Genomic DNA, 24838 nt, shown 5'->3' on the forward strand with positions numbered 1-24838 from the left:
AAATAACTTTGCAAGCCTGCAACTTACTTGAAGTCCAGATCGAACGCCTGATAGAACCCATTGCCGGTATTGGCAACTATCCACACCAACACCACAACATGATGGCCTTTCTTGTTTTTCGGCAGTACAACTTCATGATGGGTCTTGGCCTTGAGCACCGAACCAAACTTGTCGAACGGGACTTCAGTATAAAAGTCCTGATAAAAAGCCTGGGGCTCCAGTTGTGCACGGCTGATACGCTGCTTCGGGTCCCAGCCATCTTTGGTGATGAACCAGCTGTAACCACGGGTGACGTGAGGCGCGGTGTATTCCCACTGCACGCGAAAGACCTGACCCGGATCGACACTGAGCAGCGGCCAGTTGAATGCACGGTTGAGCTTCTTCGACATCTCATCGTTGGTGAAGTTGATGCAGTCGCGCTCATCAACCTTGCCACCGCTGAGAATATGGCCATCTGCGGGTGGTACGGCGCTTGCCACATCGCTGTCGTAGGGTTTCGGGAAGGGACCGGCGACCAGGGACGGGAAGTTTTTCCCCCCTTCCATCTCATTCACCTGCCAGGTCCCCAGCAGCCCCAGTTCCACCGCGACCGAGCCACGACTGGAAGGCGACACGATGCGACCATGTTTAAGTTGAGCTTGTGGCTTATTCATATCTTTCACTCCATTGATTAATTAAGTTCGCTCCTCGTTGAGCACCTTTAACTTAGCGCACTTTTATCGACTTGTTTCACGCACCCGCAAACTAACCAATCAGGACAATATGCAAAAGTCGGCGCCAGCCCTATTAAACCCTGGACTTTCCGATTTGAACTGACAACTTGAAGAGTCAATGTATTACACGCTTTTCTACAGCAGGACTTGTTCTTTCACTTTATGAAAAACCTCAAGCAGCCCAACTAACACCGAAAAAGCGCCCAGCAGAAAAAACAAACCCGGCCATTGCCGGGTTCGTCCTGAAAAACACCTGAAGCCATCCATTGTCTATAGGCAGGTTGCCAATGCCGCGAGACGGCGCTTCGAGACCGCGTTGTCCTCGACTGCGTAGTAGTGAACGGCGGTTCCAGAAGGCTCGACCTTGATGTCCACGAAGGATTCGGCGGCGCGGGTATACACCGTGTAGCCACCGCCCTTGCCCGGCTGCAGATAAGCCGCAGCATCAACACCGAAAACCGCTTCATCCTGCCAGGCGAACTGTACGCACTGCGCCACCAGTTGATCGGCCTTGGCCGAGCTCAGGGTCTTGTTGGGCGTTCTGGCCCGAGCGTCGTCCATGATGGAACCCGCACAGCCGGCCAACAAAACCGCAACCATCACCGCCATCAACACCCGCATGCTGCCACCTCGTCCATAAAACGCGAGAGTATCGCTCAGGCGACAGAAAAAAGGCGTCAGACAGAAGAAAAAACCTACTGCAAGGCAAGCGCCATCCTGACCGCCCTCAACCAAGGCCTGCAGCAACGGCCTCGCTCTCCCAGGCCATGGCTTTAACGGCCCCGCCACAAGGGCCGGCGTTGTTTATTCGGGACTCCCCATTGTCATGGTCCAGCCGAAGGTTTAACCTTCGCGCCCCTTCCCACACTTTTGCCAAGGAGATCCACCATGCAACAGCTGATCACCCCTTGCAGGACGTGCCTGGTTTAAACGCTGTATCCGCTACCCGCTAGCGCCTTCGCTTAACCCCGCTTCGTCCTGCCACTACCTGACTATTTTTTTCCAATCAGGAATTGGACATGGACACTTGCATCCGTCATTTGTCGAACGGCGTCTCACTGATCGCCTCAGACACCACCTGGATCGAAGATAAAGCGCTCCAACAACTGCAAACCACCGCTCAACTGCCCGGCATGCGCCAGGTGGTCGGCATGCCGGACCTGCACCCAGGCCGAGGCTACCCCGTGGGAGCAGCATTCTTTTCCACCGAGATGGCCTACCCGGCCCTGGTGGGCAACGACATCGGCTGCGGCATGACGCTGTGGCAAACCGACCTCTCCAGCAGCCGCCTCAACCTCGACAAGCTGGAGAAGAAAATCGGCAACATCGACCTCCCCCTGGATGAACAGAGGGATGAAGAGCGAGCGCAGTTGGGACTGCCCATCAACGGTCATGAACACTCACTGGGCACCATCGGTGGCGGCAATCACTTCGCCGAGTTGCAACAACTCGATCAGGTGTACGACGCCAGCGCCCTGCAGGCCCTGGAGCTGAATCCCAAAGCCTTGTTGCTGCTGGTGCATAGCGGCTCCCGGGGCCTGGGAGAAGCCATCCTGCGGCGCCATGTGGACCAGCACGGGCACAACGGCCTGGTAATGGCCAGCGCCGCCGGCGCCCAGTACTTGCAAGAGCACGACGCCGCCCTGCGCTTCGCCGAGGCCAACCGCCGACTGATCGCCGAACGCCTGCTGTACAACCTGCGGGCCAAGGGACGCTCGATACTGGACATCAACCACAACCTGGTATCGCCAGCCAATGTCGACGGTGTTACGGGCTGGCTGCATCGCAAGGGCGCTACGCCGTCGGACCAGGGGCCGGTGGTCATCCCAGGCTCCAGGGGCGACTACAGCTATCTGGTTCATCCGATACCGGCCACTGCCAGCCTCTACTCCCTGGCCCACGGCGCCGGGCGCAAATGGCTGCGCAGCGATTGCAAGGGCAGGCTGGCGGCGCGCTTCAGCCTCGACCAGCTCAAGCGCACTCAACTGGGTAGCCGGGTGATCTGCGAAGACCGCGGATTGATGTACGAGGAAGCCCCTGAAGCCTACAAGAGCATCGACAGCGTGGTCGGCAGCCTGAGGGATGCCGGCCTGGTGCAGATCATCGCGCGGCTCAAGCCGGTGCTGACCTACAAACGCCGGGGGTGCTGCTGATGCTGCTGTTACAGCTGTCTTCCGCTCAGGGACCCGTCGAGTGCGAACTGGCGGTGACCAGGGCCCTGCAACTCTTGTATCGCGAAGCCGAGGCACAAAACGTGCGCGCCAGCCTCGTCGAGCAGGTGGCCGGCCAGGGCCGCGGCACCTGCAGGTCGGTACTGGTCAGCCTTGATGGGGAACAGGCTGCGGGACTGGCCGAACGCTGGATCGGCACCCTGCTCTGGACCTGCAAGAGCCCTTATCGCCCCGGACACAAACGCAAGAACTGGTATTTCGCCGGCCAACTGTTCAAGGCTCAAGAGGACAGCATGGACAGCGCCATCCGCTTTGAAGCCATGCGTGCATCAGGTCCGGGCGGGCAACACGTGAACACCACGGACTCCGCGGTGCGCGCCACGCACCTGGCCAGTGGCATCAGCGTGAAAGTGCAGTCAGAACGCAGCCAGTACGACAACAAGCGCGTTGCGCGCCTGCTGATTCTGCAACGCCTGGCTGAGCGGCAACAGCAATCTGCCGAGGCGCTGCGCCTGCAACGCCGCGATGCCCACCACAGCGTGGAGCGCGGCAACCCGGTGCGCAGCTTCCATGGCGACCGGTTCACTCCTCAGAACTGATCATCCCTCCCCAGGGAGTCGTGCCTGACCACGACTCCCCGGCACGGAACTGACGAGCACAACGCTGAAAAGACCAGAGCGCACGTAAAAGATCTTCAACCCGCCCGGTAACCGACGCCGCAGCAGGACGGGCGCTTGCAACAGCGCCAACGACAAACAGCAGAACCTTTGAAGGCGAGGACCAACAGGAGTATCGGCAACCCCAGCTCCAACGCTTCGAGAGCGGCCGATAATCAACGGCATAGAAACGGGTGGATCAACCCACAGGACAATCCACAAACGCCAGGATGGGCGCCGCATGAAAAGGCCTCTCTGAATGCACCGAAGGAACTGATGCGACGAGCAGCCAGTAACATCGCCAAGCCGCTGATCAAGAATGGATAGGCGTTCTGCCAAATGCCCTGACGCTTCATCCCCAACCCGGCCTGCGCCCTCAAACTGCCTTCACCATCAGCAGCGCCATAAGAGGAAGACCGGAAGTGCAGCGAGGCACTGAACGGGTGTTGCGGCGCCGTTAAAAACGCACAAAACAAAAAAGGGGCTCACCTCTCGGTGAACCCCTTTTAGACCGCCCAGCAGAGCGGATTTTGTTTGGTAGGCGCGATTGGACTCGAACCAACGACCCCCACCATGTCAAGGTGGTGCTCTAACCAACTGAGCTACGTGCCTGCTGTGAGGCGGCATTCTACGGAATTCCAAAGGGGTGTCAACACCTTTTTTGCAGCTAAGCCTATGAATATGCGAATTTTTTAATTTCGGCGCCCGGAAGAAGTTTTTCCTTCTGTCTGGTAGCGCTTTTACAACTCAGGTAGCATCGACGCACTCGTAAAATATATTAAACACATGAGGTCGCAGGATGGCGCATATTCCCTACCCACAGTCCTACTACGCCGCATCCGCCAATGCAGCTCCGGAACGCCCGCTGCTGCAAGGCGAAGTGGAAACCGATATCTGCGTGATCGGTGCGGGTTATACCGGTCTGTCCAGCGCCCTGTTTCTCCTGGAAAACGGCTTTCGCGTAACAGTGCTGGAAGCTGCCAAGGTCGGCTTTGGTGCCTCCGGGCGCAATGGCGGACAGATCGTCAACAGCTATAGCCGCGACATCGACGTGATCGAGCGCAGTGTCGGGCCCAAGCAAGCACAACTGTTGGGGCAAATGGCGTTCGAGGGCGGCCGGATCATTCGCGAGCGGGTAGCCAAGTACCAGATCCAGTGCGACCTGAAAGACGGCGGCGTGTTCGCTGCACTGACCAGCAAGCAGATGGGCCACCTGGAGTCGCAGAAGCGCCTGTGGGAGCGCTACGGCCACACTCAACTGGAATTGCTGGACGAGCGACGGATTCGCGAAGTCGTGGCTTGTGATCAATACAAGGGCGGCATGCTCGACATGAGCGGCGGCCACATCCACCCGCTCAACCTGGCACTGGGCGAAGCGGCGGCCGTGGAATCCCTGGGCGGCACCATCTATGAACAATCCCCGGCAGTACGCATCGAGCGCGGGGCCAATCCCGTCGTCCATACTCCACAGGGTAAAGTCCGCGCCAAGTTCATCATCGTCGCCGGCAACGCCTACCTGGGCAATCTGATCCCGGAACTGGCCGCCAAATCCATGCCTTGCGGCACTCAGGTGATCACTACCGAGCCCCTGGGCGACGAACTGGCAGCCAGCCTGCTCCCTCAGGACTACTGCGTCGAAGACTGCAACTACCTGCTGGACTATTACCGCCTCAGCGGCGACAAGCGCCTGATTTTCGGCGGCGGCGTGGTCTACGGCGCTCGCGACCCGGCCAACATCGAAGCAATCATCCGACCGAAGATGCTCAAGGCGTTCCCGCAACTGAAAAACGTCAAGATCGACTACGCCTGGACCGGCAACTTCCTGCTGACCTTGTCGCGCCTGCCCCAGGTGGGCCGCCTGGGCGACAACATCTACTACTCCCAAGGCTGCAGCGGCCACGGCGTGACCTATACCCACCTGGCGGGCAAAGTGCTGGCCGAAGCCTTGCGCGGCCAGGCAGAGCGCTTTGACGCTTTCGCCGACCTGCCCCACTACCCCTTCCCTGGCGGTCAGCTGCTGCGCACGCCATTCACCGCCCTGGGCGCCTGGTACTACAGCCTTCGCGACAAGCTTGGCTTCTGATAGCCCGAGTTTTTCGCAGCCACAAAAAAACCGCCGAACAGGCGGTTTTTTTATGCGCAAACAACAGGTATTGCAAAAAGGCAAATTCCGAAAACAAAAAACCCCGGTCTTTCGACGAGGGCCTTTGCTATCGATGCGAACCAAGCCTGTAGCTTGCTTCGTTGCTTCAAGGCGTTCAGTGGTCCTTGAGGCTGATATGGCGCAGCGGACGGGACTCGAACCCGCGACCCCCGGCGTGACAGGCCGGTATTCTAACCGACTGAACTACCGCTGCGTATCGCTTGGACTTGCGTCCATGTGAATCGTTTAAATCGTCTGAAAGAAGAGCTTCGAGGCTTTTCGATCTCAAACCAGGCGAGCCTGGCTTGGAAAATATGGCGCAGCGGACGGGACTCGAACCCGCGACCCCCGGCGTGACAGGCCGGTATTCTAACCGACTGAACTACCGCTGCGCGTCGGTTGGAGGCTTCCGTGGAAGCTTCCGTCTTTCTTGCGAAAGACACTCAGGAATGGTGGGTGATGACGGGATCGAACCGCCGACCCTCTGCTTGTAAGGCAGATGCTCTCCCGGCTGAGCTAATCACCCTTTGCTTCGCTGAGGCCGCGAAATTTACGCAGGTAACGAAGCTAAGTCAATAGCAGGCTTGAAGTTTTTTAAAAAAAACAGCGGAAGCGCCCAACTGTCAGCTGCAAGAAAAAAGCGGCTGGCACGCAACCGCACTACCCACTTGCCGCTTAAAGCCTGGCGCGGCCCTAGGCCTGATAAATCATTTTCTTGGTCATGCCACCGTCCACCACAAACTCTTGGCCGGTGACAAAACCCGAATTACGCGACAGCAGCCAGGCCACCATGGACGCCACATCCTCCACCGTCCCTACCCTGCCCGCAGGATGCTGGGCGTGATCGGCATCGGATAAGGGCTCGGCACGCCGCACCGCGGGATCACGCGCGTCGATCCAGCCAGGACTCACGGCATTGACCCGGATCTCCGGCCCCAGACTGATGGCCAGGGCATGGGTCAGGGCCAACAGACCGCCCTTGCTGGCCGCATAGGCTTCGCTATCGGGCTCCGATTGCCGAGCCCGGGTCGACGCCAGATTGACGATGGAACCGCCATGGGCGCGCAGATAAGGCGCGCAATGCTTGGCCAGCAGCATGGGACCACCGAGATTCACCGCCAGCACCCGATTCCAGTAAGCCAGATCCAGGCTTTCCAGAGTGATGTTGTGCGGATCAGCCACCGCGGCGTTGCACACCAGAGCGTCCAGGCGCCCGAACTGCCCCAGCACCTCGGCCACGCCCTGCGCCACCTGCTCTTCATCCGCCACATCCATGGTGATGAACCAAGCATTCTCGCCCATCACCCTGGACACCTTGGAGCCGCGCTCCCGGTCCACATCGGTCAGCACCACCTGCCAGCCTTCGCTGATCAGCCAGGCAGCGATGCCCAGGCCAATGCCCCGTGCCGCACCAGTCACCAGCGCGACACGTCCGTTGCCGCCACCCTGAGGCGTGGACAACTCGATCACAAGGCTGCCAACCCACGAGCCAGGTCGGCCTGCAGATCAGCCACGTCCTCCAGGCCGACCGCAATACGGATCAGACTGTCGCGAATACCGGCCGCCTCACGTTCCTGCGGCGCCAGGCGGCCGTGGGATGTGGTGCTCGGATGGGTGATGGTGGTTTTGCTGTCACCCAGGTTGGCGGTGATCGAAATCAGCCGAGTGGCATCAATAAAGCGCCAGGCGCCCTCTTTGCCACCCTTGACCTCGAAGCTCACCACCGCACCGAAACCACGCTGCTGACGCTTGGCCAGTTCGTGTTGCGGGTGGCTGGCAAGACCGGCGTAGTGCACCTTCTCGACACCGTCCTGCTGCTCAAGCCACTGCGCCAGGGCCAGAGCATTGGCACAGTGGGCACGCATCCGCAGGCTCAAGGTTTCCAGGCCCTTGAGGAAGATCCAGGCATTGAACGGACTCAGGGTCGGCCCCGCAGTGCGCAGAAAGCCCACCACTTCTTTCATCTGCTCGCTGCGTCCAGCGACCACGCCCCCCATGCAACGACCCTGGCCGTCGATGAACTTGGTGGCCGAATGCACCACCACGTCCGCGCCCAGCTTCAAGGGTTGCTGCAGGGCCGGGGTGCAGAAGCAGTTGTCGACCACCAGCATCGCGCCCTTGGCATGCGCCAGTTCAGCCAAGGCGGCGATATCCACCAGCTCGGCCAGCGGATTGGAGGGGGATTCGACAAACAGCAGCTTGGTGTTGCTCTTGATCGCCGCATCCCACCCGGACAGGTCCGCCAGGGGCACGTAATCGACTTCAACACCAAAACGCTTGAAGTACTTCTCGAACAGGCTGATGGTCGAGCCGAACACACTGCGCGATACCAGCACGTGATCGCCGGCGCTGCACAGACTCATGACCACCGAGAGAATGGCCGCCATGCCGGTGGCCGTGGCGACCGCCTGTTCAGCACCCTCCAGCGCCGCGATGCGCTCTTCGAACGAGCGCACCGTAGGGTTGGTGTAACGCGAATAGACGTTGCCCGGCACTTCGCCGGCGAACCGTGCAGCCGCGTCGGCGGCTGTACGGAACACATAGCTGGACGTGAAGAACATCGGATCACCGTGCTCGCCTTCCGGCGAACGGTGCTGGCCGGCGCGCACCGCCAGGGTATCGAACGCTACGCCTTCAAGGTCGCTGTCCAGCCGACCGGCATCCCAATCCTGACTCATGCCGCCTACTCCTAATGTCTTCTTAAATGCTCTGGATCAGTTGTTGTACAGATCGATGATGGCGCTGACCGCCTGGGTCTTGGCCTTGGACGCATCGTTGCGAGCGTTCTCGATCTTGTTCAGATAGGCCTCGTCGACGTCGCCGGTGACGTACTTGCCGTCGAACACCGCGCAGTCGAAGTTCTCGATCTTGATCTTGCCGCCACCGACCGCCTCGATCAGGTCCGGCAGGTCCTGGTAGATCAGCCAGTCAGCGCCGATCAGATCAGCCACGTCCTGGGTCGAGCGATTGTGAGCAATCAACTCGTGGGCGCTAGGCATGTCGATGCCGTAGACGTTCGGGTAACGAACTGCCGGAGCCGCCGAGCAGAAGTAGACGTTCTTCGCGCCGGCTTCACGGGCCATCTGGATGATCTGCTTGCAGGTGGTCCCGCGAACGATGGAGTCGTCCACCAGCATCACGTTCTTGCCGCGGAACTCCAGCTCGATGGCATTGAGCTTCTGGCGCACGGATTTTTTCCGCGCTGCCTGGCCCGGCATGATGAAGGTACGGCCGATGTAGCGGTTCTTGACGAAACCTTCGCGGAACTTAACCCCCAGGTGGTTGGCCAGCTCCAGCGCGGCGGTACGGCTGGTGTCGGGAATCGGAATCACCACGTCGATATCGTGCTGCGGACGCTCGCGCAGGATCTTCTCGGCCAGCTTCTCGCCCATGCGCAGCCGCGCCTTGTACACCGAGACACCGTCGATGATCGAGTCGGGACGGGCCAGGTAGACGTGTTCGAAGATGCATGGAGTGAGCTGCGGATTGGTCGCGCACTGGCGGGTGTAGAGCTTGCCCTCTTCAGTGATGTAGACCGCTTCGCCCGGAGCCAGGTCGCGAATCAGGGTAAAGCCCAATACATCCAGGGAAACGCTTTCCGAGGCGATCATGTATTCCACGCCCTCGTCGGTATGACGCTGGCCGAAAACGATCGGGCGGATGCCGTGGGGATCACGGAAACCGACGATGCCGTAACCGGTGATCATGGCCACCACCGCGTAACCACCGACGCAACGGTTGTGCACGTCAGTCACCGCAGCAAACACGTCTTCCTCGGTCGGTTGCAGCTTGCCGCGCTGGGCCAGCTCGTGAGCGAACACGTTGAGCAACACTTCGGAGTCGGAGTTGGTGTTGACGTGGCGCAGGTCGGACTCGTAGATCTCCTTGGCCAATTGTTCAACATTGGTCAGGTTGCCGTTGTGCGCCAGGGTGATGCCATAAGGCGAGTTGACGTAGAACGGCTGGGCCTCGGCCGAGGTCGAGCTGCCCGCGGTTGGATAACGCACATGACCGATACCCATGTGACCCACCAGGCGCTGCATGTGCCTTTGCTGGAACACATCACGCACCAGGCCATTGTCCTTGCGCAGGAATAACCGGCCATCATGGCTGGTCACGATACCGGCAGCGTCCTGGCCGCGGTGCTGGAGGACGGTTAGCGCGTCATACAGCGCCTGATTGACGTTCGACTTACCGACGATACCGACGATGCCACACATGCGACGCAACCCCTACTTAATGAAACTGAACTGAACCCATCTTACTGAGGCGTTTTGGCCGGTAAGAGGTGCTCCTTGAACGGTATTTCAGCGGGTACGCTGATACCGCTGGCCAGCCACTGACTGCTCCACCCCAGGATGAGGTTCTTGGACCAGTCTGCAACCAATAGAAATTGTGGCACCAGCCGCGACTGCTGCCACCAGGAATCCTGCTGTACCGGCCCCAGGCTCAAGAGCCCGACTGCCACGACCACCAGCAGCGCGCCACGCGCCGCGCCGAAGGCCATGCCGAGGAATCGATCGGTCCCGGAGAGGCCGGTGACGCGAATCAATTCGCCGATGAGATAGTTGACCATTGCCCCCACCAGCAAGGTGGCGACAAACATGATTGCGCAGCCCGCGATCACGCGAGCCGAGGGAGTTTCGATATAACCGCCGAGGTACTCGGACAGTGAGCCACCAAACATCCAGGCAACGACTCCTGCGATGATCCAGGTAAGCAACGACAAGGCTTCTTTGACGAAACCGCGGCTCAAGCTGATCAAAGCGGAGATGGCGATTATTGCAACGATCGCCCAGTCAACCCAGGTAAATGGCACAGTGCAGCCTACAGACGGATAAGGCGGCGCATTTTAACAGAGCGCTTGGCTGTCGGTAAGCTGCGATTCACTGTGCTTTTGAAATCAGCCAGATAGCCTCAACCACGCTCCGGCTGGAAGCGCACCACAAACCCCTTGAGGTTGTGCTGACGACCCAACAGGTCACGCAGACGATCAGCCTCGGCCCGCTCGATCAGCGGCCCGACGAATACCCGGTTCTTGCCTTCGGCGGAACGGATATATGCGTTATAGCCTTGACTGCGCAGGGTTTTCTGCAGGTTTTCCGCACCTTCCCGGCTCGACAGGCTGGCCAGCTGCACCGACCAGCTGATAGACAGGCCATTGGCATCGATCCGGCTCTGACTGGTGTCAGGCTTGGCGGCGGCAATCGGCTGGGCTGGCGCCGGGGTCGGCACAGGCGCAGGCGCAGGCTTTGGCACCGGTTTGCTCGCCACTGCAGGCGCCGGAGCCACCGCCGGCGCACTCGGGGCAATCGGCATGGAAGGCGCAACCTGCTGCACCACCGGCTCCTCGACAGGCACCGGCTCCTGAGGCAAGGCCTTGGGCTCGGGAACCACCACCGGCTCAACCTGAACCTGCGGCATGGCCGAGGCCTGCGGCACAGGTGGCGCCTCAACTGCTACGTGGCGCTGCTCATCCTCGCGCGAAAACAGCATCGGCAGGAAGATCACGGCCAAGGCCACCAACACCAGTGCTCCAACCATTCGCTGCTTGTAGACGTTATCCAGCATTGCCATGTGCAGCTTCCTCCGTGGAGCGCCGGGCGAGCCACTCAAGCGCCTCGGCGACACAATAAAAAGATCCGAACAGCAGAATTTCATCATCCGCGGTCGCTTGCGCGCATTGCGCTTCCAATGCCGCTGCAACACTGGCGTAGGACGCTACCGAAGCGCCAAGGCTCTCCAGCGCGACCTGCAGATCCTGCGCCGGGCGCGCCCTGGGCGAATCCAGCGGTGCCACCGCCCAGCTCTGGACCGAAGACTGCAGACACCCCACCACCCCCGGCAGATCCTTGTCCGCCAGCAGGCCAAATACCGCCAGGCGCCGACCGTTCAGCGGTCGACGTGCCAGGCGCTCGGCCAGATACTGCGCGGCGTGGGGGTTGTGCCCCACATCCAGCAGCAGGTTCAGGCGCTTGCCCTGCCATTCGATCTGCCGACGATCCAGACGACCGGTCACCCGGGTCTGCTGCAGAGCCGCGCCAATCTGCTCAGGCTGCCAGGGCAACCCGGTAAGCAGGTAAGCCTGCAAGGCCAGTGCCGCGTTCTCCATGGGCAGATCGAGCAGCGGCAGATCCCGCAGCTCGACCTGATGACCCTGGGCATCCAGGCCGCGCCACTGCCAATGCTCTTCGGTCAGCGCCAGATCGAAATCCCGTCCCCGGAGGAAAAACGGACACCCCAGCTCCCGCGCCTTATCCAGCAGCGGTTGTGGCGGATTCAGGTCGCCACACAACGCGGGTGCACCGGCACGGAAGATCCCGGCCTTCTCAAAGGCTACCGACTCCCGGGAGTCCCCCAGGTACTCGATATGATCGACACCAATGCTGGTCACCAGCGCCAGGTCGGCATCCACCAGATTGACCGCATCCAGGCGCCCGCCCAGACCGACCTCCAGCACCACCGCATCCAGCGCCGCCCGCTGGAACAGCCAGAACGCCGCCAGCGTGCCCATTTCGAAATAGGTCAGGGAAGTGTCACCGCGTCCCGCCTCTACCGCCGCAAAGGCTTCACACAGCTGCTGATCGGAAGCCTCAAGACCATTGATCTGCACCCGCTCGTTGTAACGCAGCAGGTGCGGTGAACTGTAGACCCCCACCTGCAAGCCCTGGGCTCGCAGCAGGGAGGCGACAAAGGCACAGGTAGAGCCCTTGCCGTTGGTTCCGGTGACCGTGATCACCCGAGGCGCCGGCTTGCCCAGCCCCATCCGGGCCACTACCTGTTGCGAGCGCTCCAGCCCCATGTCGATGGCCGAAGGGTGCAACTGCTCAAGGTAGGCGAGCCAATCGCCCAGGGTGCGCTGGGTCATAGGTTTGCTGGAGCCGGCGGAACCACAATAGGTTCAACGGGTGCCGCGACAAACTCGGGCGTCGGCAGCCCCATCAGTTGAGCCAGCAGGTTGCCCAGGCGCGGACGCAACTCCTGACGGGAAATGATCATGTCGATCGCCCCATGCTCCAGGAGGAACTCACTGCGCTGGAAGCCCTCGGGCAGTTTTTCCCGCACGGTCTGCTCGATGACCCGCGGACCGGCAAAGCCCACCAGGGCCTTGGGCTCGGCGACAATCACGTCACCCAGCATGGCCAGGCTGGCGGATACCCCACCGTAGACCGGGTCGGTCAGCACGGAGACGAAGGGAATGCCCTCTTCGCGCAGGCGCGCCAGCACCGCGGACGTCTTGGCCATCTGCATCAGGGAAATCAGCGCTTCCTGCATCCGCGCACCACCGGAGGCGGAGAAGCAGATCATCGGGCAACGGTTTTCCAGGGCGTAGTTGGCCGCACGAACGAAACGCTCGCCGACGATCGCCCCCATGGAGCCGCCCATGAAGGAGAACTCAAAGGCCGAGACCACCACCGGCATGCCCAGCAGGGTGCCGCTCATGGAAATCAGCGCGTCCTTCTCGCCAGTCTGCTTCTGTGCCGCGGTCAAGCGGTCCTTGTACTTCTTGCCGTCACGAAACTTCAGGCGATCCACTGGCTCCAGATCGGCGCCCAGCTCGGCACGCCCCTCGGCATCCAGGAAGATGTCGATGCGCGCCCGCGCGCCGATACGCATGTGGTGATTGCACTTGGGGCAAACATCCAGGGTCTTTTCCAGCTCCGGACGATAAAGCACCGCCTCGCAGGACGGGCACTTGTGCCACAGACCTTCAGGCACCGAGCTTTTCTTCACCTCGGAACGCATGATCGAAGGGATCAGTTTGTCTACTAACCAGTTGCTCATGCTTTCTTTCTCCAGTACCGGCGGCCCGAACGCTCTGGTTCGCAACCCCGCGTATGCCCTTGAGCTAAATTCATGTGTGCGGCGATGTTCACTTCGCTACCGCGGTCAGCACCGGGCTCGACCTGCCTGCAACGAAACGTTCCTCAGCCATCCCGACAACCCGCAATAGAGCGGTTGCCACTCGATTCCGGCCTCGCCTGAAGGCGACGCCTGCCTGTTTTGTACAGTGGTGTTATGGACGGCGGCAGACTGCCAGCCGTCACATCGACTCACTGCTGCGACGCACGGCCTGCATAAATGCCCGGATCTTGGCCGGATCCTTGATGCCCTTGCCCTGCTCGACTCCGCCGCTGACATCCACCGCATAAGGACGAACCTGGGCAATGGCCTGGGCAACGTTCTCCGCACTGAGGCCGCCGGCCAGGATGATAGGCTTGCTCACTTCCCGAGGAACCAGTGACCAGTCAAAAGCCTCGCCAGTTCCCCCCGGCACGCCCTCGACATAGGTATCCAGCAGAATTCCGCTGGCCTGCGGATACGCCAGGCAGGCCGCGGCAATATCATCTCCGGCCTTGACCCGTAGCGCCTTGATATAGGGACGGTGATAGCCGGCGCAATCGGCCGCCGACTCATCGCCGTGAAACTGCAGCAAATCCAGCGGTACGGCATCGAGGATCTCCCCCAGCTCGCAACGACTGGCATTGACGAACAGCCCGACCGTGGTCACGAACGGCGGCAAGGCGGCAATGATCGCCCGCGCCTGTTGCACCGACACCGCCCGCGGACTTTTGGCATAGAACACCAGACCAATGGCGTCAGCCCCCGCCTCCACGACCGCCAACGCGTCTTCTATGCGGGTAATCCCGCAAATCTTGCTGCGAACAGCTGACATGTCGTGTGAACCTCGGGGGCAAATTCGGAAAGTTCCGGATGGTAGCAAATGCTTTTCCGGGCGTCAGCCGTCAAGTTCAGGCCAACCGGTAAGGAAATGTGGCCCGATGTAGCGCTCTGGCAGCGCAAACTCGTCCTTGTACTCGACCTGAACCAGGTACAGGCCAAAAGGATGGGCGGTGACCCCGCCCGCGCGGCGAACCCGACTCTCCAGTACTTCCCGCGCCCACTCCACCGGGCGCTCGCCGGCACCAATGGTCATCAAGACCCCGGCAATATTGCGCACCATGTGATGCAGGAAGGCACTGGCACGAATGTCCAGGACGATCATCTTGCCGTGCCGGGTCACCCGCAGGTGATGAATCTCCTTGATCGGCGACTTGGCCTGGCACTGACCCGCCCGAAAGGCACTGAAATCATGGGTGCCCAACAGAAACTGTGCGGCCTGGGCCATGCGCTCGGTATCCAGGGGGCGATGATTCCAGGTGACCTCTTCATTGAGATGAGCCGGACGGATCTGATCGTTGTAGATCACATAGCGATAACGCCGGGCTATGGCCTTGAACCGCGCATGGAAATGCGCGGGCATTTCCTGAGCCCAACTGACGCTGATGTCATGGGGCAGGTTGATATTGGCCCCCATGACCCATGCCTTCATCGAACGCACGGCCTGGGTGTCGAAATGCACCACCTGACCGCAGGCATGTACACCGGCATCAGTGCGCCCCGCACAGGACACCAGCACGGGAGAGTCCGCGACTCTGGACAAGGCTTTCTCCAGAGTTTCCTGGACGCTGGGCACACCCGTGGCCTGACGCTGCCAACCGCGATAGCGCGACCCCTTGTATTCAACACCCAGAGCAATGCGGGAAAAGCCTTCGGCTGCCATTTCGGCTGCCGGGTTATCTATATTTGCCAAGAACTTACAGCCTGCTGATATGCGCAAAGGCGCTCATTATAAGGCCGCCGGGGGCAGACGCCATGCACCGCCACGGTTTAGTTGAAGATTGAGCGCATCGACCGCCATTTCATCGCCCTCCTCGCTCAACACCGGACAAAGAGAGCAACGCCACGCCCGAGCAAAGCGCTCCGATTCGAACAGCCCAAAAAACGGCACCAACAAAAACGGCAGCCTCATCGGCTGCCGTTCTGGTCAAGCGGTATTGGCTTCAGGCCAGTCGCGCCAGCATTTCCTGGGCTTCACTCTTCTGCCCTTCACTGCCTTCGCTGAGCACTTCGCCAAGGATGTCTCGCGCGCCATCGTTGTCTCCCATATCGATATAGGCCTGAGCCAGATCGAGCTTGGTAGCCACTTCATCGCTGCCGGACAGGAAGTCGAAGTCGGCCTCTTCAGGCGCCGCCGCTGCATCTTCAGCCGTGAAACTCGGTACGGCCGGCTCAGGCTGATCCAGACTCTGAGCCAGACGATCCAGCTCGGCATTGACATCATCCAGCTCGGAAGCGAACGCATCCTTGGGCTCGGCGGCCGCATCCATCTCATCGGCCAGGGACAGATCGAAATCCGCCGACAAGTCCAGATCATCCAGAGCCGCCTCCGTAACCGTAGGCACATCGCCGGCCGGCACATCCTTGAGATCATCCTCAAGGCTCAGCAGGAAATCTTCATCGTTCTGGGTCGCCGCGGGCAGATCAGCCCCCAGGTCCAGATCGAAGTCCCCCAGGTCATCCAGGCTTTCCTGAGCGGCGGTCTGCTGCTCCAGTACCGAACCGAAACTCAGGTCGTCATCCAGCGGGAAGTCTTCCAGCTCGATCGCAGGCTCGGACGCCACGACCGCAGGCGAAGCCGCCTCAAGATCGTCCAGGCTCAGGTCGAAATCCGCATCCAGCCCCTCGACAGGCGCCGCAGGCTCAGGGGTTTGCGGCTCGTCCAGCAGCTCCTTGACGTACTGGGCATCCAGCTCAGCCGCCACCGCAGCCGCCGCCAGACCGGCCGTCGCAGCCACTGCGACCATCGCCGGGAAACGGCTTTTGAGTTGCTCGACCTGGGCATGGTTATCACCATTGGCCACCAGTTGCCGCTCCTCGGCGACAAAGGCGCTGCGATCACCCTGATGCGCGTAGACCTCCATCAACTTGAGGCGCAGATCACTGCGCTGCGGCTCCAGCTTGACTGCCTCTTCAAGCAGCGCAGCGGCCTGGTTCAGACGACCGGCGTCGATATGATTCTGTGCCTGGCCCAGCACGTCCGTGGCCCGCTCCACCGGTGCCGCCGGGATGGGTGCCACCACCGGAGCTGGAGCTGGGGCTGGGGCTGGGGCTGGGGCTGGGGCTGGGGCTGGGGCTGGGGCTGGAGCCAGCTTGACGCTGGGCGGTGGAACTTCAAGGCCTTCGAAACTGCCTTCCGGCAATTCCAGCTCCTCGGTGAAGTCATTGCTTTCCTCGGACAAGGCCCGCGCCATGCGCAGGTGCTTTTCCGCTTCCTGCTGGGCCTTGCGGCGACGGGCAAGCAACAGCAACAGCAACAGCACGGCCGCTACCGCACCGCCGCCTACCAGTCCCAGCAGGATCGGATTGGTCAGCAGATCGCCATATTTGTCTTCGTCGGTCTTGGCCAGCTCATCCACTGCCGGAGCGGCAGCCGGTTCACTGACTGGCGCCGCAGGAGCCACTGGCGCCACCACCGGGGCCGCAGCCTCAGGCTTGGCCACCAGCTCGGCCGGCATCGCCGGTACAGGCTGAGCAGCCGGCGCCGCACCCTCGGCCTGCAGCTTGGCCAACTGGTTGTTCTTCAGTTCGATCAGACGCTGCAGCTTGTCCAGCTGACTCTGCAGATCCGCCATGCGCTCCTTGAGCTCGGCGTTGTCGCGACGGGTCGCGTCGAGACTTTCCTGGGTCACCGCCAGCTTGTTGTTCAGCGCCTTGCTGTCGCCTGCCGCCCCCTTGCCCCGCGCCTTGCCGCTTTCTGCCGAGACCAGGCTCAAGTTGTCCTTGGTATTGACCTGCTTGGGTGCCTTGTCGGCACCGGCACGACGGGTGGCATCCACCTGCTGCTGACTGCGGGCCCCGGCCCGACGCCCCTGGCGCCAGGCCGCGTTTTGCGCAGCCACCTCGGCAATGGCCTTGGGCTGTGCCAACGCAGTGCTCTGCACTACGTCAGGCAGACGCAGGACCCTGCCAGCCTTCAGTCGATTGATGTTGCCGTCGATAAAGGCATCCGGGTTCAACGCCTGGATCGCGAGCATGGTTTGCTGGATCGAGGCGCCATTGCGATTCTTCGCGGCGATTTCCCACAGCGTGTCACGGGCCGCAGTGGTGTATTGCGCAGGCTTGCTGACCTTGTTGCCACGGGTAACCGGGGCATTCACCGCGGGACCTGCGACCGGAGCAACCTGAGCAGCAGCGGCGGCTTGCGGGGAAAACTTCGAAGGATCCAGCAGCACGCTGTAATCGCGCAGCAGGCGGCCGTTGGGCCACATCACCTGCACCAGGAACTTGACCATCGGCTCAGACAGCGGCTGACTCGAAGTCACCCGCAGCACACTCTTGCCGCCGGGATTGAGAACGGGGGTAAAACTCAGGTCATTGAGAAAGGCCTGGCGATCGACGCCGGCCTTGGCGAACTCTTCTGCCGGGGCCAGGCTGGGCACCACTTCAGCGGCAGTCAGGTCCTTGATATCGAGCAATTCGATTTCGGCTACCAAAGGCTGGTTCAGACTCGACTTCAGGGTCAGCTCCCCAAGCCCAAGCGCCTGCGCCATACCGGAGGACAGCGCCGAGGCGGCCGCTATTGCTAACACCAGTTTGCGAACTTGAACCATAGCCTCATCCTTTGTTTGAACTTTCCTCGGCCAGCGAGAAGGTTTTGTAGCGGCTGCCATAAGGCACTGCGCGGAGGCCACGACCACCACGCGGGATTATTTTCTGCATGCCCCGGGAGCACCTGACGGCCACTCACCTCCAGCAACTTGCCAAGCATAGCGCCCGGCTAGATTCATTCTGCAAATTGTTGCCAAGTATCTTTTACAGCAGGTCTTTTATCAACAATTCAGCCAGCTGCACAGCGTTCAAGGCCGCACCTTTGCGGACGTTGTCCGAGGTCAGCCACAGATTCAGTTCCGTCGCATCATCGATGCCGGAACGAACCCGCCCCACATAGACTACGTCCTGGCCCACGGCGTCACCCACAGCGGTGGGATAATCACCGGCTTCCACCAATTCCAGGCCCGGAGCGGCCTCCAGCGCCGCGTTTACCGCCGCCAGATCGACATCGGCACCCGACTGCAGAGTCACGCTATAGCTATCGCCAAAAAACACCGGCGCTTGAATGCAAGTGACAGAAATCTTTAATAAAGGCTGCCCCAGCACTTCACGCAGTTCCCTGACCAGACGCTTTTCCAGCAGGGTATGGCCCTGGGCATCCGGCGCGCCAACCTGAGCCAGCAGATTGAAGGCCACCTGGCGGTCGAAGAAGCGCGGCTCCAGTGGACGCACATTCAACAACTCGGCAGTTTGTCGAGCCAGTTCGCTGACCGCCTCACGCCCCTGGCTGGAGATGGCCAGACTGGCGGTCAGGCTCACCCGCTGGATGTCCAGCAAGCCCTGCAAAGGCGCCAGAGCCACTGCCAAAGCGGTGGCCGCGGCACTGGGACTGCTCAGTTGCACGGGCTTGCTCAAACCGGCCAACACCTGGGCGTTGGCCTCAGGCACGACATTGGGCGCCTGGGCCGACGGCAAGGCGCCGGCAAGGTCGATCACTGCGCAGTTGGCCGCGGTGGCACGGGGCGCGAAGCTCAGGGTGACCGCTGGACCTGCGGCAAAAAATGCCAGTTGCACCTTGCTGAAATCGAATTCGTCGACCTCACGCACACGCACGTTCTTGCCGCGAAACGGCACCGAATGACCGGCCGACTCGCTGCTGGCCAGCAGGTGCAGGTTGGCAATCGGGAAATCGCGTTCTTCGAGTATCTGCACCAGGGTTTCGCCAACGGTACCGGTGGCACCGATCACGGCAATATCAAAGGATGGAGTCATGGCGCTACCTCAGGTGAAACGGGGGAGCGGCACTTTACCCGGCACGGGGTGACGAGGCAATTCGCGAGGGCCAGCGGCAGGAACGGGCCTCTTCGCCGGCCAGCCTGCCCCTGCGAAGGCAAGCATAAAAAAACCCGCGTCCTGGTTCGGGCGCGGGTTCTTTCAACCACTCAGCGGATCAACGTTCCAGAAGGATCCGCAGCATGCGCCGCAGCGGCTCGGCCGCGCCCCACAGCAACTGGTCGCCCACGGTGAAGGCACCGAGGAACTGCGAACCCATGTTCAGCTTGCGCAGACGGCCAACCGGGATATTCAGGGTGCCGGTGACCTTGGTCGGGCTCAGCTCCTGCATGCTGATGTCACGCTGGTTCGGCACCAGCTTGACCCAGGGGTTGTGCTGGCTGATCAGCCCTTCGATATCAGCGATCGGCACGTCCTTGTTGAGCTTGATGGTCAGCGCCTGGCTGTGGCAGCGCATGGCACCGATACGCACGCAGATGCCGTCCACCGGAATCGGGTTCTTGAAGCGCCCGAGGATCTTGTTGGTTTCGGCCTGGGCCTTCCACTCTTCGCGGCTCTGGCCGTTGGGCAGTTCCTTGTCGATCCACGGAATCAGGCTGCCGGCCAGCGGCACGCCAAAGTTCTCGGTCGGGTAGGCATCGCTGCGCATGACCTCGGCTACCTTGCGGTCGATATCGAGGATGGCGCTGGCCGGGTTCGCCAGGTCATCGGCAACGGCCGCGTGAGTCGCGCCCATCTGCTTGATCAGCTCACGCATGTTCTGCGCGCCGGCACCGGAGGCCGCCTGGTAGGTCATGGCGCTCATCCACTCCACCAGGCCGGCTTCGAACAGGCCGCCCAGGCCCATCAGCATCAGGCTGACGGTGCAGTTGCCGCCGATGTAGTTCTTGGTCCCGGCATCCAGCTGCTGGTCGATGACCTTGCGGTTCACCGGGTCGAGGATGATCACCGCGTCATCCTGCATGCGCAGGCTGGATGCGGCGTCGATCCAGTAGCCCTGCCAGCCGGCTTCGCGCAGCTTGGGGAAGACTTCACTGGTGTAGTCGCCACCCTGGCAGGTCAGAATCACGTCGAGGGTTTTCAACTCTTCAATGCTGTAGGCGTCCTTCAGCGGAGCAATATCCTTGCCCACCGACGGCCCTTGGCCACCGACATTGGAAGTGGTGAAAAACACCGGTTCAATAAGATCGAAGTCCTGCTCTTCCAGCATCCGCTGCATGAGCACGGAACCGACCATACCGCGCCAACCGATCAGACCTACACGTTTCATCGCAACTACACCTTTACAAAAGTGGGCCACTGTCTATGCAGTGGGCCCGAAAGATTACAGATTCCGCAGCGCGGCGACTACTGCATCGCCCATTTCCTGCGTACCGACTTTGGTGCAACCGGCCGACCAGATGTCCCCGGTGCGCAAACCCTGATCCAGCACCCGGCTCACCGCCTGCTCGATGGCGTCCGCCGCCTCGGTCAGGTTGAAGCTGTAGCGCAGCATCATCGACACCGAGAGGATGGTCGCCAGCGGGTTGGCAATGCCCTGCCCGGCGATGTCCGGCGCCGAACCGTGGCACGGCTCGTACATGCCCTTGTTGTTGGCGTCCAGGGACGCCGACGGCAGCATGCCGATGGAGCCGGTGAGCATCGAGGCTTCATCGGAAAGAATGTCGCCGAACATGTTGTCGGTGACGATCACGTCGAACTGCTTCGGCGCACGCACCAGTTGCATGGCGGCGTTGTCGACATACATATGGCTCAGCTCGACATCCGGGTAGTCCTGGGCGACTTGCTCGACCACTTCACGCCACAGCTGGCTGGAGGCCAGGACGTTGGCCTTGTCCACCGAGCACAGCTTCTTGCCGCGCACACGGGCCATGTCGAAGCCGACCCGGGCGATGCGGCGGATTTCACTCTCGCTGTAAGGCAGGGTGTCGTAGGACTGGCGCTCGCCGTTTTCCAGCTCGCGGGTGCCACGAGGGGCGCCAAAGTAAATGCCGCCGGTCAGCTCGCGAACGATGAGGATGTCCAGGCCGGAAACGATCTCCGGCTTCAGGCTCGAGGCATCCGCCAGTTGCGGGTAGAGAATCGCCGGACGCAGGTTGCCGAACAGGCCCAGTTGCGCGCGGATCTTCAACAGGCCGCGCTCAGGGCGAATATCGCGCTCGATCTTGTCCCATTTCGGCCCACCCACCGCACCCAGCAACACCGCATCGGCGGCGCGGGCACGATCCAGGGTTTCGTCAGCCAGAGGCACGCCATGCTTGTCGATGGCCGCGCCACCAATCACATCGTGGCTCAGCTCGAAGCCCAGGCCGTACTTGTCGTTGGCCAACTCCAGCACCTTGACCGCCTCGGCCATGATTTCCGGACCAATGCCATCACCTGGGAGAATCAGAATCTGCTTGCTCATGCGTTCCTCGTTTGCTCTGTCGGCCGGCCCCTGGGCGCAACCGGAAAAGTTCTATCGCTCGGCCCACAGCACCAGTACATCTGTACTGAACGAACCATCGGCCTCAATCTCAAAATATTCGCGCACTTCGTTGCCCATCGCCTGCTGCAGCTCGCGGATCGCCACCCGCAGCGACTCGGGGGTGCGCATGCGTTCGACCCAGGAGTGGTACTCCAGGCGCAGTCTTTGCCGAGCAGTGCTGCGGGTGTGCAACCCGGCCTCGCTGACCTGGCGCAGCCATTCACCCGCCGAATAATCGCGTACATGACTGGTGTCACGCAGCACTTCGACGCTTTGCAGGTAAGTGTCCAGCAGCGGACTACCCGGCGACAAGACATCGATGAACGCCGCCACGCCACCGGGCTTGAGCACCCGGCGCACTTCCCGCAGGGCCAGGCCCAGGTCGCTCCAGTGGTGAGCCGAGTAGCGACTGAAGACAAAATCGAACTCGCCGTCGGCAAACGGCAAGCGTTCGGCAGCCCCTTTCACGCTGCGGATGTTGTGCAGATTACGCTCCTGGGCGGCTGCCGACACCACATCCAGCATCTGCTGGGAGAGGTCGTAGGCCACCACTTCCCTGACCAGCGGCGCGACATGGAAGCTGACATGGCCGGCACCGCACCCCAGGTCGAGGACCCGCGCCTGCTCCTGGCCCGCCACCTCGGCCTGTAGCAGCGCGAATTCGGCGCCTTGAGCGTGTACAGCGCTGCTCAGGTAGGCCGAAGCCTGTTCACCAAATTGCTTCTGTACTACCTGGCTGTGGGCGTTGCTGGTCATGGCACGATCCTTCTGGACAAGGGAAACAGCGTTCGCTGGCAAGCCAGCTCCTGCAAGGCCGGCACCTGCGCAATTTCGCAGGCACCGGCTTGCCGGCGATCAGGCGTCGCGAAACAACCAGGGCTGGCTGGCCCGGTGCTTGGCTTCAAAGGCGGCGATGGCGTCGCCGTCCTGCAAGGTCAGGCCGATATCGTCAAGACCGTTGAGCAGGCAGTGCTTGCGGAAGGCATCGATCTCGAACTTCAGCACCTTGCCGTCAGGACGGGTCACGGTTTGCGCCTCAAGGTCGATATGCAACTGGTAACCCGGGGTGGCTTCGACCTGCTGAAACAGTTCATCGACTTCCGCATCGCTGAGGATGATCGGCAACAAGCCGTTCTTGAAGCTGTTGTTGAAGAAGATGTCGGCATAGCTCGGGGCGATGATGCTGCGAAAACCGTACTCTTCCAGCGCCCACGGCGCGTGCTCGCGACTGGAGCCGCAACCGAAGTTCTCCCGCGCCAGCAACACGCTGGCACCTTGGTAACGCTCGGCGTTGAGAACGAAATCCTTGTTCAACGGACGCTTGGAGTTGTCCTGGTACGGCTGCCCCACATCCAGGTAACGCCACTCGTCGAACAGGTTGGGGCCGAAGCCGGTGCGCTTGATCGACTTGAGGAACTGCTTGGGGATGATCTGGTCGGTGTCGACGTTGGCACGATCCAAAGGCGCGACCAAACCATTGTGCTGAGTGAAAGCTTTCATGCTGCGCTCCTTAGATCAATTCACGGACGTCGACGAAACGACCGCTGACAGCGGCGGCGGCGGCCATGGCCGGGCTCACCAGGTGGGTACGCCCACCCGCGCCCTGACGCCCTTCGAAGTTGCGGTTCGAGGTGGAAGCGCAATGCTCACCGGACTCCAAGCGATCCGGGTTCATCGCCAGGCACATCGAGCAGCCCGGCTCGCGCCATTCGAAACCGGCCTCGAGGAAGATCTTGTCCAGGCCTTCCGATTCGGCCTGGGCCTTCACCAGGCCCGAGCCCGGCACCACGATCGCCTGCTTGATGGTGGAAGCCACTTTGCGGCCCTTGGCGATGACCGCGGCGGCGCGCAGGTCTTCGATCCGCGAGTTGGTGCAGGAGCCGATGAACACCCGGTCCAGCTGAATGTCGGTGATCGCCTGGTTGGCGCTCAAGCCCATGTATTTCAAGGCGCGGACGATGGAGTCGCGCTTGACCAGGTCCATTTCCTGGGCCGGATCCGGCACCCGCTGATCCACGGCCAGGACCATTTCCGGCGAGGTGCCCCAGCTGACCTGCGGCTTGATCTGCGCCGCGTCGAGCTCGACCACGGTGTCGAATTTGGCGTCGGCATCGGACACCAGATCCTTCCAGGCTTCGACCGCCAAGTCCCATTCGGCGCCTTTGGGGGCGAACGGACGGCCCTTGACGTAGGCCACGGTCTTGTCATCCGCCGCCACCAGGCCGACACGAGCACCGGCTTCGATGGACATGTTGCAGATGGTCATGCGGCCTTCGATGGACAGGTCGCGAATCGCGCTGCCGGCGAACTCGATGGCGTGCCCGTTGCCACCGGCGGTGCCGATCTTGCCGATAACCGCCAGAACGATGTCCTTGGCGGTCACGCCGAAAGGCAAGGTGCCTTCCACGCGCACCAGCATGTTCTTCATCTTCTTGGCCACCAGGCACTGGGTGGCGAGCACGTGCTCCACCTCGGAGGTGCCGATACCGTGGGCCAGCGCGCCGAACGCGCCATGGGTCGAGGTATGGGAGTCGCCGCAGACCACGGTCATGCCCGGCAAGGTGGCGCCCTGCTCCGGACCGATCACGTGGACGATGCCCTGGCGCACGTCGTTCATCTTGAATTCGACAATGCCGTATTCGTCACAGTTGTCATCGAGGGTCTGCACCTGCAGACGGGAAACCTGGTCGACAATCGCTTCGATCCCGCCCTTGCGCTCGGGGGTGGTCGGTACGTTGTGGTCCGGGGTGGCGATGTTGGCATCGATGCGCCAAGGCTTGCGCCCGGCCAGACGCAGGCCTTCGAAAGCTTGTGGCGAGGTCACTTCGTGGATGATGTGACGATCGATATAGATCAGCGCCGAACCATCGTCGCGCTGCTTGACCAAATGCGAATCCCAGAGCTTGTCGTAAAGCGTCTTACCGGCCATCGGACCATTCCTCATCAGCTTGTTTCTATGCCCCGGGCCCTGATCGCGAGCCGATCAATAACCCCTTGGC

Annotated in this window: 21 protein-coding genes and 4 tRNA genes; 3 read left to right on the forward strand and 22 right to left on the reverse strand. The window is 61.4% G+C overall.

Annotated elements, in window-relative coordinates:
- Positions 1–23: 23 nt before the first annotated feature.
- Both ACMGG8_RS24325 and ACMGG8_RS24330 read right to left on the reverse strand, forming a co-directional pair.
- The gene (locus tag ACMGG8_RS24325; protein WP_060838419.1) at positions 24–653 is read right to left on the reverse strand and encodes a lytic polysaccharide monooxygenase auxiliary activity family 9 protein; all 630 of its coding nucleotides are present in this window, start codon (positions 651–653) and stop codon (positions 24–26) included.
- A 330-nt stretch (positions 654–983) separates the two neighbouring features.
- Positions 984–1334: a hypothetical protein gene (locus ACMGG8_RS24330; protein ID WP_129406664.1), complete on the reverse strand. Its 351-nt coding sequence runs from the start codon at positions 1332–1334 to the stop codon at positions 984–986.
- A 398-nt stretch (positions 1335–1732) separates the two neighbouring features.
- On the opposite strand from ACMGG8_RS24330, the gene ACMGG8_RS24335 reads away from it, so the two are divergent.
- Together ACMGG8_RS24335 and prfH are read left to right on the forward strand one after the other, a co-directional pair.
- The gene (locus tag ACMGG8_RS24335; protein WP_414158597.1) at positions 1733–2866 is read left to right on the forward strand and encodes an RNA ligase RtcB family protein; all 1134 of its coding nucleotides are present in this window, start codon (positions 1733–1735) and stop codon (positions 2864–2866) included.
- Positions 2866–3483, forward strand: coding sequence for a peptide chain release factor H (gene prfH, locus ACMGG8_RS24340; protein WP_414158598.1), 618 nt, complete (start codon positions 2866–2868; stop codon positions 3481–3483). Before ACMGG8_RS24335 ends, prfH begins: the two co-directional genes overlap by 1 nt.
- A 592-nt stretch (positions 3484–4075) precedes the next feature.
- Here the strand turns inward: prfH and ACMGG8_RS24345 are convergent.
- A tRNA-Val gene (locus ACMGG8_RS24345) sits at positions 4076–4152 on the reverse strand.
- Between the two features lie 187 nt (positions 4153–4339).
- Here ACMGG8_RS24345 and ACMGG8_RS24350 point away from each other — a divergent pair.
- Positions 4340–5623 (forward strand): NAD(P)/FAD-dependent oxidoreductase, encoded by a 1284-nt coding sequence (locus ACMGG8_RS24350; RefSeq protein ID WP_060838416.1) that lies wholly within the window; start codon positions 4340–4342, stop codon positions 5621–5623.
- Between the two features lie 197 nt (positions 5624–5820).
- Here the strand turns inward: ACMGG8_RS24350 and ACMGG8_RS24355 are convergent.
- The 19 genes from ACMGG8_RS24355 to leuC form a co-directional block, all read right to left on the reverse strand.
- Positions 5821–5897, reverse strand: a tRNA-Asp gene (locus tag ACMGG8_RS24355).
- A 101-nt stretch (positions 5898–5998) separates the two neighbouring features.
- Positions 5999–6075 (reverse strand) — tRNA-Asp (locus ACMGG8_RS24360).
- A gap of 58 nt (positions 6076–6133) precedes the next feature.
- A tRNA-Val gene (locus tag ACMGG8_RS24365) sits at positions 6134–6209 on the reverse strand.
- 167 nt (positions 6210–6376) lie between these two features.
- On the reverse strand, positions 6377–7153 hold the full coding sequence (locus ACMGG8_RS24370; protein WP_060838415.1) for an SDR family oxidoreductase: 777 nt from the start codon (positions 7151–7153) through the stop codon (positions 6377–6379).
- Positions 7150–8361 (reverse strand): O-succinylhomoserine sulfhydrylase, encoded by a 1212-nt coding sequence (locus ACMGG8_RS24375; RefSeq protein WP_016968005.1) that lies wholly within the window; start codon positions 8359–8361, stop codon positions 7150–7152. The genes ACMGG8_RS24370 and ACMGG8_RS24375 overlap by 4 nt, the downstream gene beginning before the upstream one ends.
- Before the next feature lie 36 nt (positions 8362–8397).
- A complete protein-coding gene (purF, locus tag ACMGG8_RS24380) occupies positions 8398–9903 on the reverse strand; it encodes an amidophosphoribosyltransferase (RefSeq protein WP_060838413.1) in 1506 nt (501 codons plus the stop codon).
- A 41-nt stretch (positions 9904–9944) separates the two neighbouring features.
- Positions 9945–10502, reverse strand: a complete 558-nt coding sequence (locus ACMGG8_RS24385) for a CvpA family protein (protein ID WP_016968003.1) — start codon at positions 10500–10502, stop codon at positions 9945–9947.
- Positions 10503–10600: 98 nt separating this feature from the next.
- Positions 10601–11260 (reverse strand): SPOR domain-containing protein, encoded by a 660-nt coding sequence (locus ACMGG8_RS24390; protein ID WP_060843005.1) that lies wholly within the window; start codon positions 11258–11260, stop codon positions 10601–10603.
- Positions 11244–12551: a bifunctional tetrahydrofolate synthase/dihydrofolate synthase gene (gene folC / locus ACMGG8_RS24395; protein WP_060838411.1), complete on the reverse strand. Its 1308-nt coding sequence runs from the start codon at positions 12549–12551 to the stop codon at positions 11244–11246. The genes ACMGG8_RS24390 and folC overlap by 17 nt, the downstream gene beginning before the upstream one ends.
- Positions 12548–13468: an acetyl-CoA carboxylase, carboxyltransferase subunit beta gene (gene accD, locus ACMGG8_RS24400; protein WP_060838410.1), complete on the reverse strand. Its 921-nt coding sequence runs from the start codon at positions 13466–13468 to the stop codon at positions 12548–12550. The genes folC and accD overlap by 4 nt, the downstream gene beginning before the upstream one ends.
- Positions 13469–13727: 259 nt before the next feature.
- A complete protein-coding gene (locus ACMGG8_RS24405) occupies positions 13728–14360 on the reverse strand; it encodes a phosphoribosylanthranilate isomerase (protein WP_414158599.1) in 633 nt (210 codons plus the stop codon).
- A gap of 63 nt (positions 14361–14423) precedes the next feature.
- Positions 14424–15248 carry a tRNA pseudouridine(38-40) synthase TruA gene (gene truA / locus ACMGG8_RS24410; RefSeq protein ID WP_060838408.1) on the reverse strand — a complete coding sequence of 275 codons (825 nt, stop codon included), beginning with the start codon at positions 15246–15248 and terminating at the stop codon, positions 14424–14426.
- Between the two features lie 280 nt (positions 15249–15528).
- The gene (locus ACMGG8_RS24415; protein ID WP_414158600.1) at positions 15529–18138 is read right to left on the reverse strand and encodes a FimV/HubP family polar landmark protein; all 2610 of its coding nucleotides are present in this window, start codon (positions 18136–18138) and stop codon (positions 15529–15531) included.
- Between the two features lie 202 nt (positions 18139–18340).
- A complete protein-coding gene (locus ACMGG8_RS24420; RefSeq protein WP_414158601.1) occupies positions 18341–19351 on the reverse strand; it encodes an aspartate-semialdehyde dehydrogenase in 1011 nt (336 codons plus the stop codon).
- Positions 19352–19529: 178 nt separating this feature from the next.
- Positions 19530–20642 carry an aspartate-semialdehyde dehydrogenase gene (gene asd / locus ACMGG8_RS24425; protein ID WP_060838405.1) on the reverse strand — a complete coding sequence of 371 codons (1113 nt, stop codon included), beginning with the start codon at positions 20640–20642 and terminating at the stop codon, positions 19530–19532.
- Between the two features lie 54 nt (positions 20643–20696).
- Positions 20697–21779: a 3-isopropylmalate dehydrogenase gene (gene leuB / locus ACMGG8_RS24430; RefSeq protein ID WP_060838404.1), complete on the reverse strand. Its 1083-nt coding sequence runs from the start codon at positions 21777–21779 to the stop codon at positions 20697–20699.
- Between the two features lie 51 nt (positions 21780–21830).
- Entirely contained in the window at positions 21831–22595 is a 765-nt protein-coding gene (locus ACMGG8_RS24435) for a class I SAM-dependent methyltransferase (protein WP_414158602.1), read from the reverse strand.
- A 99-nt stretch (positions 22596–22694) separates the two neighbouring features.
- The gene (leuD, locus tag ACMGG8_RS24440; protein ID WP_016967984.1) at positions 22695–23339 is read right to left on the reverse strand and encodes a 3-isopropylmalate dehydratase small subunit; all 645 of its coding nucleotides are present in this window, start codon (positions 23337–23339) and stop codon (positions 22695–22697) included.
- Between the two features lie 10 nt (positions 23340–23349).
- Positions 23350–24768: a 3-isopropylmalate dehydratase large subunit gene (gene leuC, locus ACMGG8_RS24445; protein WP_060842999.1), complete on the reverse strand. Its 1419-nt coding sequence runs from the start codon at positions 24766–24768 to the stop codon at positions 23350–23352.
- Between the last annotated feature and the right edge of the window lie 70 nt (positions 24769–24838).

Source organism: Pseudomonas sp. BNK-45, from assembly GCF_047456255.1.
Classification (GTDB): Bacteria; Pseudomonadota; Gammaproteobacteria; order Pseudomonadales; family Pseudomonadaceae; genus Aquipseudomonas.